Origin of the sequence: Gulosibacter sediminis (genome assembly GCF_014904065.1) — a bacterium.
GTDB lineage: Bacteria > Actinomycetota > Actinomycetes > Actinomycetales > Microbacteriaceae > Gulosibacter > Gulosibacter sediminis.
The window spans coordinates 53,453-68,174 of sequence record NZ_JACXJG010000002.1 but is presented as its reverse complement, the minus strand read 5'-3'; the positions used below and the strand labels follow the sequence as shown (position 1 = coordinate 68,174).

Genomic DNA, 14,722 nt, shown 5'->3' with positions numbered 1-14,722 from the left:
GCTCGTGGCCGCGACCGAGGCCCTCGCCGAGCGCGCGCGGGCTGCCGGCGTGCGCGTCCCCGAGGTGCGCGAGCGCGCCGCGAGCGACATCGAACTCTCCCGCGGCGACGGGGATGCCCGCGCCGAAGCACAGCGGGCGGCCCTCGGGCTGCCGGTGCTGCCGACCACGACGATTGGCTCGTTCCCTCAGACCGGCGAAATTCGCCGCGCCCGCCGGGCCTTCGGCAGGGGCGAAATCACCGAGGCGCAGTACGACGAATTCCTGCGCGAGGAGATTCGCCGCGTCATCGAGCTGCAGGAAGAGCTTGGTCTCGATGTGCTCGTGCACGGCGAGCCGGAGCGCAACGATATGGTGCAGTACTTCGCCGAGCACCTCGGCGGTTTCGCTACCACCGCGAACGGCTGGGTGCAGTCGTACGGCTCGCGCTGTACGCGCCCGTCGATTCTCTGGGGCGACGTGCACCGCGACGCACCGATCACGGTCGACTGGACGCGCTACGCGCAGTCGCTCACCGCGAAGCCGGTGAAGGGCATGCTCACGGGCCCGGTCACGATTCTCGCGTGGTCGTTCGTGCGCGACGACCAGCCGCTCGGCGACACGGCCCGCCAGGTCGCGCTTGCGCTGCGTGACGAGGTCGCCGACCTCGAGGCCGCCGGCACCGGCATCATCCAGGTCGACGAGCCCGCCCTGCGTGAGCTGCTGCCGCTGCGGCGCGCCGACCACGCGGCCTACCTGCGCTGGAGCGTCGACGCCTTCCGCCTCTCGACCTCGGTCGCCCGCCCCGAGACCCAGGTGCACACGCACCTCTGCTACTCGGAGTTCGGCGAGATCATCGAGGCGATCGATGGCCTTGACGCCGACGTCACCTCGATCGAGGCCGCGCGCTCGCGCATGGAGGTCGTTGCCGACCTGCACGAGCACGACTATGCGCGCGGAATCGGCCCCGGCGTCTGGGACATTCACTCGCCCCGCGTACCGTCTAAGCAGGAGATCGCGGAGCTACTCGAGCTCGCCCTCGGGGGCATACCGGCTGATCGGCTCTGGGCGAACCCCGACTGCGGCCTGAAGACGCGCGGCTACGACGAAACGGTGGCGTCGCTGCGCAACCTCGTTGCCGCCACCGAGCAGGCCCGCGAAGGCATCAGCCTGCCTGTCGCGTAACTGCGCCGTTAGCGCGAGAACGGGCCGGTCGCGGAGAAATTCGCGACCGGCCCGTTCTCGTGGTGCCTTAGCCCCAGAGCTCGGCGAGCAGCTTGTCGAACTCGGGCCAGCTGAACATCTTCGCGGTCTCGCGCGCCGACGGTGAGCCGGCGTCGGGGTTCGCTCCGGCCTCGAGCAGCGCGCGCGCCGACTCGACGTCCTGCTTGAACACGGCGCAGGTCAGCGCGTTCTGGCCGCGGTCGTTCGTGAGCTCGACGTCGGCGCCGCGCTCGAGCAGCATCGACACCGTCGCGGCCGCGTGGTGGTACGCCGCGAGTATGAGCATTGAGTTGCCCTGCGCATCCAGCATGTTCACTGGCGCCCCGGCGTCGAGGAAGGCGGCGAGCGACGCTGCCTGGTTCTGGCGTGCAGCATCGAAGAGCTGGTTCGCCAGCTCGATCGCCTCGGCCGGCACCCCGGCCGTGTTCTCGGATGCCTCGGTCATTAGCGCACCTCGTGCTCGGCGCGGTCGCCCGACCACTCGGTGTGGAACGTGCCGGGGCGGTCGACGCGGCCGTACGTGTGGGCGCCGAAGAAGTCGCGCTGCCCCTGGATGAGCGCGGCAGGCAGGCGCTCGGCGGCGAGCGAGTCGTAGTAGCTCAGCGATGCGCCGAAGACCGGCGCGGGCACGCCCGAGAGCGCCGCGGTCGCGACGACGCGACGCCACGCATCGACGCCGTTCGCCACCTCGCCCGCGAAGTACGGGTCGGCGATGAGCGAGTCGAGCTGCGGGTTTCGGTCGTACGCGTCGGCGATGCGGTTGAGGAAGCGGGCGCGAATGATGCAGCCGGCGCGCCAGATCTTCGCGATCGCGCCGGGGTTCACCTGCCAGCCGTATTCCTGCGCACCCGCGAGAATGAGGTCGAAGCCCTGCGCGTATGCGATGACCTTCGACGAGTAGAGCGCCTGGCGCACCTGCTCGACGAAGTCGCCCGGAATTGGTGCGGGCTCGGGGCGTTTCGTGATGGTCGGGCGCACGGCCTCGCGCTGGGCGACGCGGCCCGAGACGCCGCGGGCGAAGACCGCCTCGCCGATACCCGAGACGGGCACGCCAAGCCCGAGCGCGTTCTGCACCGTCCAGGTGCCGGTGCCCTTCATGCCGGCGCGGTCGACGACGACGTCGACGAACGGCTTGCCAGTGTCGGCGTCGACGTGCCGCAGCACCTCGGCAGTGATCTCGATGAGGTACGACTCGAGGTCGCCTTGGTTCCACTCGGTGAATACGTCGGCGATCTCGGCAGGGGTGAGCCCGGCCACGCCGCGCAGCAGGTCGTAGGCCTCGCCAATGAGCTGCATGTCGGCGTACTCGATGCCGTTATGCACCATCTTCACGAAGTGACCGGCGCCGTCGGTGCCGATGTGCGTGACGCAGGGGGAGCCGTCTTCGGTGGCACGAGCTGCGATCGACTCAAGAATCGGGCCGAGCGTCTCGTATGACTCGGCGGTGCCGCCGGGCATGATCGAGGGGCCGTTGAGCGCGCCCTCCTCGCCGCCGGAGATACCAGCGCCGACGAAGTGCAGACCCTTCGCGCGCACGGCGGCCTCGCGGCGGATCGTGTCAGTGAACAGCGCGTTGCCGCCGTCGACGATGATGTCGCCCGGCTCGAAGGCCTCGACGAGCTGGTCGATCACTGCATCGGTCGCCGTGCCGGCCTGCACCATAATGATCGCGGTGCGCGGGCGCTGCAGCGAGGCCGCGAACTCGTCGACCGTCGACGCCGCGACGAAGCCCGCCTCGGGGTGGTNCGGTGACGAGCTTCTCGGTGCGCTCGTAGCTGCGGTTGTAGACCGCGACGGTGTTGCCCTCGCGCGACGCGAGGTTGCGGGCGAGATTCGCGCCCATCACCGCCAAACCGACCACGCCGATGTTTGCGGATGCAGTGGAGTCGTTCATGTTCTACCTCTCGAGGATTTCGCGCCTCCGACCATTATGGTCGGCGACCACGGATGCTGTCTGCGCGTGGCGCCGCGGGTGCGTCGGATGCGCCAGTTAGGCTTTCGGCACCGAGCAAAGGGGGCGCACGTGGCCGGCGAAAACGACGATCGTACGCAGCGGTACAACTGGAATCTGGGCAGCGAAGACGGGGCCGAATCGGCGCAGTCGAACGGCCGGTACGAAGCCGACCCGACGCGGCCGATTCACCGTCAGGAGGCGACGACCGACGAGATCGATCCGGTGCCGCCGACGCAGCGCATGCCCTTGACCTCGACCTCGCAGGAGCAGGCCGTGCCAACGCGGGCGTATGACTTCGGCGAAGGCCGCGCTGACGCAACGGCGGTGTTGCCGCAGCAGCAGGCACCGGAGCGAGCTTCGCATCCGGCGCCGGCCGCGGCCAGTTCGTCCGACTACGTCAAGCAGCCTTACGCGCCCCAGCAGCAGTGGCGCGAGGCACCGGCGGCCCCGTCGATTCCTTCGCCTCGCGACTGGGAGGATGCGCCCTACGGGCCGGGTGGTGGCGCGCGGGTGGCTTCGATCTTCGTCGCGCTCCTTGGCGCCCTGATCGCGGTCGCGCCGGGGATTTTCTCGGCGCTTGCGGTGACGACGGGGCAGGCGAACCTCGTCTCGGAGTGGCTCGGCACGTTTGGTCCGTGGTCGCAACTGGTGGCCAACGGCGTACTCATTATTGCGTGGGCCGTTATCGCTGGTTCGCTCGCGATGGCGGGGCTGGGCGCCGGGCTCGTCGGCGGCCTGATCGTGATTGGCAGCCTCATTGCCAACGCTGTCTACGCCATCTCGGTCGCGGTCTCGGTGACTCCGAGCGACTTCATGCAGAATCTTTCGCTGTTTGCCTCGATGTCGATCGGCGTGGGCACAGCCATGCTGTTCGCCGGCGTCGCCGTGCACTTCGCGCGCCGCGGTGGGTTTAAGCGCGCCGTGCGGTACGCGCGTGGCCGGCGCTCCTGAGCTGTCGACGGGCCGCCGCCAGGCTGCTAAACTTGGTCGCTGTACTTCGGCGAGGGGCGCATCCGTGCCCGTTATCGACGCGGTCGAGTGGCTCACCTTGCGTGGGCGGCCACGAGTTCGTGTTCTCACCGCTGTCACACGAAAGGAAATCTCATGGCTGACGCCACCGACCGCCTCCCGGCGAAGCACCGTACCGAGTTCGGTAAGGGTGCCGCGCGCAAGATCCGCGCCAACAACGAAATCCCCGCCGTCATCTACGGTCACGGCACCGAGCCGAACCACATCACGCTGCCCGGTCACGAGACCATGCTGCTGCTGCGTAAGGCAAACGCGCTCATCGACCTCGACATCGAGGGCACCTCGCAGCTCGCGTTGGTGAAGGACGTTCAGCGCGACCCGGTTCGCCAGATCATCGAGCACGTCGACCTCATCATCGTTCGCCGCGGCGAGCGCGTCGAGGTCGAGGTGCCCGTGCACGCCCTCGGCGAGCCCGCACCGGGCGCTATCGTCATCCAGGACGCCAACACGATCCTGGTGTCGGCTGAGGCGACCCGCATTCCCGAGCGCATCGAGGTCAGCGTCGAGGGCCTTGAGATTGGCACCACCGTCATTGAGAAGGACGTTGCGCTGCCCGAGGGCGTCAAGCTCGTTGATGAGGAGAGCGAGCTCGCCCTCTTCTCGATCCAGGAACCGCAGGTCGAGGTTGAGCTTGACGAGGACGCCGAGGACGCCGAGGGCGAAGCGGCTTCTGACGAGGACGCCGAGTAGTGGCGTCCGACGCGTGGCTCGTCATCGGTCTCGGGAATCCCGGCGACCGCTATCGAGCCACGCGTCACAACGTCGGCCACATGGTGGTTGACGAACTCGCCGCGCGGGTTGGCGCTACGTTCAAGCGTCACCCGCGGGCGACCGCCCTCGTCGCCGAGGGCCGCACCGAACCCGGCGGGCCGAAGCTCGTGCTCGCGAAGTCAACCGGGTTCATGAACACGTCTGGCGGGCCCGTGTCACAGCTCGTCCAGTACTTCGGCATCGACGCCTCGCATGTCGTCGTCGTGCACGACGAACTCGACATCGAGTTCGACAGCGTGCGACTCAAGGGCGGCGGCGGCCATGGCGGCCACAACGGGTTGCGCGACATCTCGTCGGCCATCGGCGCCGACTATCTTCGTGTGCGCGTCGGGATCGGCCGGCCTCCCGGCCGCCAAGACCCGGCCGACTACGTATTGCGCCCCTTCTCAAGCGACGAGCGCGACAACCTGCCGGTGCTCGTGGCCGACGCGGCCGACGCCGTCGAACTGCTCGTGCAGCGTGGCCTCGTCGACGCCCAGCAGGTCGTCCACTCGCGAGGCAAGTAGCGGATGCGCGCGGTCGTCACCCGTTGCAGCTCGGCGAGCGTCGAGGTCGCTGGCGATACCGTCGGTGAACTCCCACGCCCTGGCTTGCTCGCCCTGGTCGGCGTCACGCACGGAGATGGTCTCGACGACGTCGCCAAGCTCGTGCGCAAGATTGCCGAGCTGCGCATCCTTGCCGACGAGCACAGTGCGCTTGACCTCGACGCGCCCGTGCTCGTCGTGAGCCAGTTCACGCTCTACGGAGATGCGCGCAAGGGCCGCCGACCCGCCTGGTCGAAGGCTGCGCCAGGCCCGGTTTCGGAGCCGCTCATCGATGCGCTGGTCGAGGGCCTCGCCGCTCGCGGGCTCCACGTCGAGACAGGTCGCTTCGGCGCGATGATGCGCGTACACAGCGTGAACGAGGGGCCGTTCACGATCCTGCTCGATACCGCCGAGATCGCGTAGCAACCGGGTTTCGCTCGCCCCGACCGCCCAGCCGACCGACGAAGAGTCAGGAACTCCGCCGATGCGACCCTCCACGCCACGCTCTCGCCGGTTCGTGGCGCCCCTTGCGGCGCTCGCCGCGGCGATTATTCTGAGCGGCTGCGCCGGCGAGTCCGAACCTTCCTTCACCGAGCGCGGCTACCCGACCGCGCCGGCGCAGGAACTGCCCGAGGCGGCGAGCACCGACGCGGATGTGCCCCTCGTGGAGCTCGTAGACGCCGATTGGCTCGCCACGACGGCCGAGCGTACCAACATCGACCCGCGCGTCGTCGCGGCGTATGCGGGCGCCTCTATTCGCGTCGCGCAGACGACACCCGAGTGCGGCATCGGCTGGAACACGCTCGCCGGCATCGGCCGTGTCGAGTCGCACCACGGCACCATCTACGGCAGCGAGGTCGCCGAGAACGGCAGCATCGATCCACCGATTATTGGCATTCCACTCGACGGCACGAACGGTACCCTCGCGGTTCCCGACACCGAGGGTGGCACCATCGACACCGACACCGAGTGGGATCGCGCGGTCGGACCCATGCAGTTCATCCCCTCGACGTGGGCGCAGTTCGGGCAGGACGCGAACCTTGACGGCACGGCCGACCCGAACCAGATCGACGACGCCGTGCTCACGGCGGCCGTCTACCTCTGCGATCGGGGCAGCGAACTGGTGAGCGACGACGGCTGGAACACGGCGGTGTCGGCCTACAACCTCCCGGTCGAGTACGCGCGCGACGTCGCGGCATACGCGAGAATGTACGCCGAGTAGCTCGGCGACCGCTGCAATGCACAGCCGGTGTGGTTAGGATCCAAGCATCCCTTCACTCGGATCGTCTGGCGCGTACCCGCCAGGAAGGACACCAACGATGGCATCCGTAACGTTCGATCACGTGTCGCTGCAGTACCCGGGCGGCGAGCGCCCCGCGGTGAGCGACCTCAACCTCGAGATTGAGGACGGCGAGTTCCTCGTCCTCGTCGGCCCCTCCGGCTGCGGCAAATCCNGACGCTCCGGATGCTCGCGGGGCTCGAACAGGTGACCGCAGGCTCCGTGCTCATCGGCGGCGACGACGTCACTGAGAAGGATCCGAAAGACCGCGACATCGCGATGGTCTTCCAAAATTACGCGCTCTACCCCCACATGACGGTCGCCGACAACATGGGTTTCGCCCTCAAGCTCGCAGGCACGCCGAAGGCCGAGATTCGCAGGCGCGTCGAAGAGGCCGCGGGGCTGCTCGATCTCTCCGAGTTTCTCGACCGTAAGCCGAAGGCGCTCTCGGGCGGTCAACGCCAGCGCGTCGCGATGGGGCGCGCCATCGTGCGCTCACCGCAGGTGTTCTGCATGGACGAGCCGCTTTCCAACCTCGATGCAAAACTGCGGGTGCAGACCCGCTCGCACATTGCGAGCCTGCAGCGCCGTCTCGGGGTCACGACCGTGTACGTCACGCACGACCAGGTCGAGGCGATGACGATGGGCGACCGCGTCGCCGTGCTCAACGATGGCGTGCTGCAGCAGGTCGACACCCCCCGCGAGCTGTACAACCACCCGAACAATGTGTTCGTGGCCGGCTTTGTCGGCTCGCCGGCAATGAACCTCATCGAGACGACGGTCGAATCAGGCGGCGCCGTGCGCCTCGGCGACATTCCCGTGCCGACCCGTGACGGCGTCGTGAGGCCCGGGCAGCGCGTCACCGTCGGCATCCGCCCCGAACACCTGCGATTCTCCGAGTCCGAGGGCTTCGGTTTCGAGGTCGACCTCGTCGAAGAGCTTGGTTCGGACGCCTACATCTACGGCCGCTCCGCGCTGCCGGGCGAGCCCCTCGTCGTCGCGCGGCACGAAGACGACACACCGCCGAGCAAGGGCGACACGTTCCGCCTCACCGCTCGCAGCGAGCAGTTTCACCTGTTCGACACTGACTCTGGGCAGCGCATCGAACGCGGAGTGTGACGCGCTCGCAAAGATTGCACCGCAGTTGTCGGTACACCATGCAAGACTGAAGATGGGCTCGTCGCCGACGCCGGGCACCACACACAACCGAACACACGCTGAAGAAATGTAAGGGAGCAGTTCATGAAGCGAAAGTTCAATGCGGTCGCGGTTACCGCAGTAGCTGGGTTAGTTCTCGCAGGATGCGCTGGTGGGGGTGGCGGCAGCGGCGCCGAAAGCTCGGGCCTCGACTCCCGCGGCCCGATTTCCTTCGCGATGGGGTCGAACGATGCCGCGAAGCTCGAGCCCATCATCGAGGCGTGGAACGCCGACCACCCCGACGAGGAAGTCACGCTCGTCGAGCTGCCGCAGGAGGCGAACGGGCAGCGCGACACGCTCGTGCAGTCGCTGCAGGCCGAGAGCGGCGACTACGACGTCATGGCGCTCGACGTCACGTGGACCGCCGAGTTCGCGGCCCAGGGCTGGCTGCAGCCGCTCGACGGCGACCTGCAGCTCGACACCTCGAACCTGCTGCCCGCCACCGTCGACTCGGCCACTTACATGGACACGCTCTACGCGGCGCCGCAGAACACGAACGCGCAGCTCATGTTCTACCGCACCGACATCGTTGACGAGGCGCCGGCGACATGGGACGAGCTGCTCTCGTACCGCGACGCGGCTGACGCCGAAGACCTCGACCTGCTCATCATGCAACTGAAGAACTACGAGGGCCTCACGGTGCAAACCACGCAGGCCATCAACTCGTGGGGCGGCTCGGTAGTTGACGCCGACGGCAAGACGCCGACGGTCGATAGCGACGAGGCGAAGGCCGGCATCCAGGCGCTCGCCGACGCGTACGCGAACGGCGACATCCCGAAGGGCGCGAACGGTTACACCGAAGAGCAGACGAACCTCGAGTTCCTCGAGGGCAACGCGGTGTTCGCCTACAACTGGCCGTACATGTACGACACCGCGACGAGCGAAGACTCGTCGCAGGTGAAGGACAACTTCGACGTGGCCGCGATCGTCGGCCCCGACGGCCCGGGCGCATCCACGCTCGGTGGCTACAACAACGGCATTAACGTCTACTCCGAGAACAAGGCGACGGCGTTCGACTTCGTGCAGTTCATTCTGTCGGAAGAGAACCAGCGTGGCTTCGCCGAGCAGTCGTTCCCGCCGGTGCTCGCGTCGATCTACGAGGACGAGTCGCTGATCGAGCAGTTCCCGTACCTGCCCGCCCTGAAGGATGCGCTCGACAACGCGCAGCCGCGCCCCGTCACGCCGTTCTACGCGGCCGTGTCGAAGGCCATTGCCGACAATGCCTACGCGGCGATTGTCGAGGGCCAAGATCTCGATCAGGCCGTGAGCGATATGTCATCGGCCATCACCTCGAGCACCTCGGGCTAGGGATGTGCGGCGCCGGGCTCGATGCGGGCCCCGGCGCCGCCCTCCGCAGCGGCAATTCTCAGGACTCGATGGTGAGGGATGGGACATGAGTAGCGCGACCACCGAATATTCGAGCAAGGATGCGACGCCGAAGCAGCGTCGCTGGCGCACCGACAATAGGTCGGCCATTTGGTTAATTGCGCCGGCGCTGATCGTGCTCGCGATCGTGATCGGGTACCCGATCATCAGCGCCATCGTCCAGTCGTTCAACCAGGACCGCACCTACGACGCCGAGACGGGCTTCTTCCAGGAGGGCGGTTTCGCAGGCTTCGCGAACTACGCGCACTGGATTCTTCAGGATTGCGGCGGGGGAGTGAACTCCTGCCCGCCGGGCACGACGGGCTCGCAGTTCTGGCAATCCATCGGCGTCACGTTCTTCCTCACGGTCGTCACGGTGTCGCTCGAAGTCATCATCGGCTTCGGCATGGCGATCATCATGGGCCGCAACATCGTCGGGCGTGGCCTGCTCCGCGCGGCGGTGCTCGTGCCGTGGGCCATCCCGACCGCCGTCACGGCGAAGCTCTGGGCGTTCATCTTCGCGCCCCAGGGCATCATCAACTCGCTCACCGGTCTCGACTTGCAATGGACGACTGGCACGTGGGAGTTGCTGTCGGCCGTCATCGTCGCCGACGTCTGGAAGACGACGCCGTTCGTCGCCCTGCTCATTCTCGCTGGCCTGCAGCTCATCCCGAAGGATGTCTACGAGGCGGCCCGCATCGACGGGGCGACGAAGTGGCAACAGTTCACGCAAATCACGATGCCGCTCGTACGCCCCGCGCTGATGGTCGCGGTGCTGTTCCGCCTGCTCGACGCCCTGCGCATGTACGACCTGCCGGCGATCATGCAGGGCAACACCTCGGGCGCCGCAACGACGATGTCACTGTTGGTCACCGCCACGATGCGCGAGAACGAATACAACAACGCCTCGGCGCTGTCGACGATCGTCTTCCTCATCATCTTCGCCTGCGCGTTCATCATGGTGAAGGTGCTCGGCGCGAACGCGGTGGCCCAGACGCAGCCGGCGCGCCAGCTCACGACGGGCGCGCCGGGCCGCAAGCGCCGTGGCCCACTCCAGACCGAACCGCTGTCGACCCGCGCGGTCACGACGAAGGAGAAGTGACGTGACTCCAACCGACTCCTCGCAGGTGATTCAGCGCAAGCCCCGCCGCGGTGAGGGCTGGGGCAGCTACCTCAGCGGCGCGATTATCGTGATCTGGTGCCTGCTGCCGTTCTATTGGATGATGGTCGTTGCCTTCCGCGATGTGAGCCACACCTTCGACACCACCCCGTGGCCGACGTACCTCACGCTCGACAACTTCGCGGCGGCCCTCGACGCCTCGGGCGGCAACAACCTGCTGCGGTCGATCGGCAACTCGCTGCTCATCTCCGGCGTCACGACGGTGGTCGCGGTCGTGCTTGGTGTGACGGTGTCGTATGCGCTCGCCCGGCTCAACTTCTCGGGCAAGAGTTTCGTGACCGGTATCATCTTCGCCGCTTCGATGTTCCCGGGCATCGCGCTCGTGACGCCGTTGTTCCAGCTGTTCACGAACATTTCCTGGCTCGGCACCTATCAGGCCCTGATAATCCCGAACATCTCGTTCGCGCTGCCGCTCACGATCTACACGCTCACCTCGTTCCTCCACGACCTCCCCTGGGAACTCGAGGAGGCGGCGCGGGTTGACGGGGCGACCCGTGGTCAGGCGTTTACCCGGGTCATTCTGCCGCTCGCGGCGCCCGCGGTGTTCACGACGGCGATCCTCGCGTTCATCGCGACCTGGAACGAATACCTGCTCGCGAGCCAGCTCTCGCGGCCCAACGTCGAGCCGGTTACCGTCGCGATCGCGCGCTTCGCGGGCGCGAACCCCTACATTCAGCCCTATGCGGCGATCATGGCCGCCGGCACGATCGTGACCGTGCCGCTCGTGATCCTCGTGCTCATCCTGCAGCGGCGCATCGTGGCCGGCCTCACCGCGGGCGGGGTGAAGAGCTGATGCCCCGCAATACGCAGGTGCAGCGCAATCAGCTGCAACTCTGGCTCGGCTTCGTGAGTTTCTTCGCGTTCATGGCGGTGTTCTCGGTCGCCGCATGCCTCGTCATGCGCATCCCGCTCGACCCGCTCGGCACGCTGATGGCCGTGGCGCTGCTCGCGCTGGTGGCTGTGCTCTACCGCCGCTACCGGCGACTCGGCCGCGAATAGCGGCAGCTGCCAGTGTCCCGCGCGGGGTGCGGGCCTAGAATGGGCTGAGTGAGCCTCCACGGATTCCTCGTCGCCGCGGGCGACAACGCAAGCTTGAACAAGGCGGTCTCGCAGAGCCGCGTCGACACCGATTTCACGGTGGGCGACGGGTTGCGGGCGCCCCTGTTGGCGAGCCTGCTTGAGCGCCGCGCGACAGTTCGCTCGGCCGCCTCGATGCTCGCGATCACAGCGACGAGCCGCGAGGCCGAGCAATACGCATCCGATCTGCGGGCATTTTTGCCCGACGCAACCATCGTCGAATTCCCGGCCTGGGAGACCCTGCCGCACGAGCGGCTGAGCCCGTCGGCCGACACGACCGGGCGACGGCTCGCGGCGATGGGCCAGCTCGCTCAATGGCGCGAGAACCCGACCGCGCCGTTCATCCTCTTCGCCTCCGTGCGCGCGGCACTGCAGCCGCTGCTGCCGGGGCTCGACCATGCGGCGACGATGCACCTCGCGGTCGGCAGTCGCGGCCACGACCTGGATGGGCTCGCGGCGACGCTCGTGTCGCTCGCGTACCAGCGTGTCGACATGGTTACCCGCCGCGGCGAGTTCGCGGTGCGCGGTGGCATTCTCGACGTGTTCCCGCCCGACGCCGCCCAGGCGGTGCGCATCGACTTCTTCGGCGACGAGGTCGACGAGATTCGACCGTTCGCGGTCTCCGACCAGCGATCGTACGACGAGGCCTTCGACTCCGTTGTGCTCTCGCCGAGCCGCGAGCTGCTGCTTACCGACGATGTGCGGGCGCGTGCCCGTGAGATGCAGGGCGAATTCCCCGCGATCGAGACCATGCTCGAGAAGATTGCCGAGGGCATCCCGGTGGAAGGGATGGAGTCGCTCGCGCCCGCGCTCGTGCCCGACCTCGTGCCGATCACCGCGTACCTGCCCGAGGATGCCGCGATCGCCGTGCTCGCGCCCGAGCGCGTCGCGAATCGGGCGAAGGACCTCCGAGAGACGAACCACGAGTTCCTCGAGGCCGCGTGGTCGGCCGCGACGGCCGGCGCCGAAGCCCCGATCGACCTGACGAGCGGCGACTTCCTGTCGATGCGCGAACTGCAGGCGACGAAGGGGGAGCGCACCTGGTGGACGCTCTCGCCGTTCGGCAACGAAGATGACGGCAACGTCGTGGTGCCCTCGGAATCGGTGCCGAACTTCGCTGGCAACGCGGAGGGGGCGATCGAGCACACGATCGCGCTGCTGCGCGACGGCTGGCGTGTCATCATGGCCGCGAACGGGCCGGGCCTCGTCGAGCGCGCGCAGCAGGTGCTCGCCGAGCATGAGGCGGCCGGACGAGTGGTGACCGAGCTGCCCGACGAGTTCGAACCTGGCGTGGCCTACCTCGTGCAGGCGCCCCTCACCGCCGGTGTGCAGCTGCCCGACGAGCGCCTCGCGCTGCTCACCGAGTCCGACTTCTACGGGCGCGCGGTTGGCTACAACACGACACGGCCGAAGAAGCTCGCGCGTCGCCGGGCGAACGCGGTGGTCGACCCCCTGCAGCTCAAGGCCGGCGACATCGTCGTGCACGACCAGCACGGCATCGGCCGCTTCCTGCGGCTCGAGCAGCGAGAGATTCCCGTGCCCGGCCGCCCGAATCAGCGGTCTACCCGCGAGTACCTCGTGATCGAATACGCGCCGTCGAAGCGCGGACACCCGGGCGACAAACTGCTCGTGCCGACCGACCAACTCTCGCAGCTGAGTCGCTACGTCGGTGGCGAAGACCCTGCGCTGTCGAAGATGGGCGGCAGCGACTGGGCGCAGACGAAGTCGAAGGCGCGCAAGGCGACGCGCGATATCGCCGTGGGTCTCGTCAACCTCTACTCGGCGCGGGTCGCGTCGAAGGGCCACGCCTTCGGCCCGGACACCCCGTGGCAGCACGAGTTTGAGGAGGCATTCCCGTACGCCGAGACGGCCGACCAGCTCACCGTCATCGACGAGGTGAAGCACGATATGGAGCGCGAGATGCCGATGGACCGGCTGCTCTCGGGCGACGTCGGCTTCGGCAAGACCGAGGTGGCGGTGCGGGCCGCGTTCAAGGCGGTGCAGGACGGCAAGCAGGTGGTCATGCTCGTGCCGACGACGCTGCTCGTGCGTCAGCACCTCGAGACCTTTACCGAGCGCATGGCGGGTTTCCCTGTGCAGGTGCGCGGCGTGAGCCGTTTCCAGAAGCCTCGCGAGATTGACGAGACGCAGCAAGGTCTGCGCGACGGCTCGGTTGACATCGTCATCGGCACCCACCGCCTGCTGTCGGAGTCGTTCAGCTATCACGACCTCGGGCTCGTCATCGTCGATGAGGAGCAGCGCTTCGGTGTCGAGCACAAAGAGAAGCTGAAGCAGCTCAAGACGAACGTCGACGTGCTCTCGATGAGTGCGACGCCGATTCCGCGCACGCTCGAGATGGCGGTGACGGGCATTCGCGAGATGTCGACGCTGGCGACGCCGCCGGAGGACCGCCACCCGATCCTCACGTACGTGGGAGGCCGCAGCGACAAGCAGGTCACGGCCGCGATCCGGCGCGAGTTGCTGCGCGAGGGCCAGGTGTTCTACGTGCACAACCGCACCGCATCCATCAACCGGGTTGCGGCGCACCTCGCCGAGCTCGTGCCCGAGGCCCGCATCGCGGTCGCTCACGGCCGCATGAGCGAGGCGAGCCTCGAGCAGGTCATCGTCGACTTCTGGGAGCGGAAGTTTGACGTGCTCGTGACGACGACGATCGTCGAAACCGGCCTCGACATTCCGAACGCGAACACGCTCATCATTGATGACGCCGAGCGCTACGGCCTGAGCCAGTTGCACCAGCTGCGCGGTCGCGTCGGTCGTGGCCGAGAGCGCGCCTACGCATACTTCCTCTACGACGCGAACAAGCCCCTCACCGAGACGGCCCACGACCGACTCGAGACGATCGCCGCGAACAACGAGCTCGGCTCGGGCATGCAGGTGGCGCTGAAGGACCTCGAGATTCGCGGTGCCGGCAACCTGCTCGGCGGTGAGCAGTCGGGGCATATCGCGGGCGTCGGCTTCGACCTCTACCTGCGGATGATCGGCGAGGCCGTCGACGCGTTTAAGGGCGAGGCGCCTGAGCAGCACACCGAGCTGCGGATGGAGCTGCCGGTCGATGCGCGGATTCCCGAGGACTACATTGCGTCGGAGCGGCTGCGCCTTGAGGCGTACCAGAAGCTGTCGTCGG

At 67.6% G+C, this 14,722-nt stretch carries 12 protein-coding genes and 2 pseudogenes; 12 read left to right on the top strand and 2 right to left on the bottom strand.

Going from position 1 to position 14,722, the window contains the following annotated elements; translation table 11 throughout:
• The coding region (gene metE / locus ID132_RS13275; protein ID WP_235988181.1) for a 5-methyltetrahydropteroyltriglutamate--homocysteine S-methyltransferase at window positions 1-1,162 on the top strand (1,162 nt) is incomplete at its 5' end.
• Window positions 1,163-1,229: 67 nt separating this feature from the next.
• Here the strand turns inward: metE and ID132_RS01040 are convergent.
• Together ID132_RS01040 and gndA are read right to left on the bottom strand one after the other, a co-directional pair.
• Complete coding sequence (locus ID132_RS01040; RefSeq protein WP_193127648.1) at window positions 1,230-1,646, bottom strand: ankyrin repeat domain-containing protein; 417 nt, start codon at window positions 1,644-1,646, stop codon at window positions 1,230-1,232.
• Window positions 1,646-3,095, bottom strand: a pseudogene (gene gndA, locus ID132_RS01035) (NADP-dependent phosphogluconate dehydrogenase). The gene ID132_RS01040 and the pseudogene gndA overlap by 1 nt, the downstream one beginning before the upstream one ends.
• A gap of 129 nt (window positions 3,096-3,224) precedes the next feature.
• Here gndA and ID132_RS01030 point away from each other — a divergent pair.
• The 11 genes and pseudogenes from ID132_RS01030 to mfd form a co-directional block, all read left to right on the top strand.
• A complete protein-coding gene (locus tag ID132_RS01030) occupies window positions 3,225-4,106 on the top strand; it encodes a hypothetical protein (RefSeq protein WP_193127647.1) in 882 nt (293 codons plus the stop codon).
• A gap of 153 nt (window positions 4,107-4,259) precedes the next feature.
• Entirely contained in the window at window positions 4,260-4,874 is a 615-nt protein-coding gene (locus ID132_RS01025) for a 50S ribosomal protein L25/general stress protein Ctc (RefSeq protein ID WP_193127646.1), read from the top strand.
• Window positions 4,874-5,461, top strand: coding sequence for an aminoacyl-tRNA hydrolase (gene pth, locus ID132_RS01020; protein WP_193127645.1), 588 nt, complete (start codon window positions 4,874-4,876; stop codon window positions 5,459-5,461). The genes ID132_RS01025 and pth overlap by 1 nt, the downstream gene beginning before the upstream one ends.
• A 3-nt stretch (window positions 5,462-5,464) precedes the next feature.
• On the top strand, window positions 5,465-5,902 hold the full coding sequence (gene dtd / locus ID132_RS01015) for a D-aminoacyl-tRNA deacylase (protein ID WP_193127644.1): 438 nt from the start codon (window positions 5,465-5,467) through the stop codon (window positions 5,900-5,902).
• A gap of 94 nt (window positions 5,903-5,996) precedes the next feature.
• Window positions 5,997-6,701, top strand: a complete 705-nt coding sequence (locus ID132_RS01010) for a lytic transglycosylase domain-containing protein (RefSeq protein ID WP_328743287.1) — start codon at window positions 5,997-5,999, stop codon at window positions 6,699-6,701.
• Window positions 6,702-6,798: 97 nt separating this feature from the next.
• Window positions 6,799-7,877: pseudogene (locus ID132_RS01005) on the top strand (ABC transporter ATP-binding protein).
• Window positions 7,878-8,000: 123 nt separating this feature from the next.
• Complete coding sequence (locus ID132_RS01000) at window positions 8,001-9,263, top strand: ABC transporter substrate-binding protein (RefSeq protein ID WP_193127642.1); 1,263 nt, start codon at window positions 8,001-8,003, stop codon at window positions 9,261-9,263.
• A gap of 85 nt (window positions 9,264-9,348) precedes the next feature.
• Entirely contained in the window at window positions 9,349-10,422 is a 1,074-nt protein-coding gene (locus tag ID132_RS00995) for a carbohydrate ABC transporter permease (RefSeq protein WP_125106290.1), read from the top strand.
• 25 nt (window positions 10,423-10,447) lie between these two features.
• Window positions 10,448-11,293 (top strand): carbohydrate ABC transporter permease, encoded by an 846-nt coding sequence (locus ID132_RS00990; RefSeq protein ID WP_193127658.1) that lies wholly within the window; start codon window positions 10,448-10,450, stop codon window positions 11,291-11,293.
• Entirely contained in the window at window positions 11,293-11,499 is a 207-nt protein-coding gene (locus tag ID132_RS00985; RefSeq protein WP_125106289.1) for a hypothetical protein, read from the top strand. Before ID132_RS00990 ends, ID132_RS00985 begins: the two co-directional genes overlap by 1 nt.
• Before the next feature lie 48 nt (window positions 11,500-11,547).
• Window positions 11,548-14,722 (top strand): transcription-repair coupling factor (mfd, locus tag ID132_RS00980; RefSeq protein ID WP_328743283.1); only part of this gene is annotated, 3,175 nt, incomplete at its 3' end.

Excerpts from the sequence above, each read along its gene's own strand:
- ID132_RS01040 (WP_193127648.1), bottom strand. The coding sequence starts at position 1,646 with ATGACCGAGGCATCCGAGAACACGGCCGGGGTGCCGGCCGAGGCGATC.
- ID132_RS01000 (WP_193127642.1), top strand. The coding sequence starts at position 8,001 with ATGAAGCGAAAGTTCAATGCGGTCGCGGTTACCGCAGTAGCTGGGTTA.
- ID132_RS01025 (WP_193127646.1), top strand. The coding sequence starts at position 4,260 with ATGGCTGACGCCACCGACCGCCTCCCGGCGAAGCACCGTACCGAGTTC.
- dtd (WP_193127644.1), top strand. The coding sequence starts at position 5,465 with ATGCGCGCGGTCGTCACCCGTTGCAGCTCGGCGAGCGTCGAGGTCGCT.
- ID132_RS00995 (WP_125106290.1), top strand. The coding sequence starts at position 9,349 with ATGAGTAGCGCGACCACCGAATATTCGAGCAAGGATGCGACGCCGAAG.
- ID132_RS00985 (WP_125106289.1), top strand. The coding sequence starts at position 11,293 with ATGCCCCGCAATACGCAGGTGCAGCGCAATCAGCTGCAACTCTGGCTC.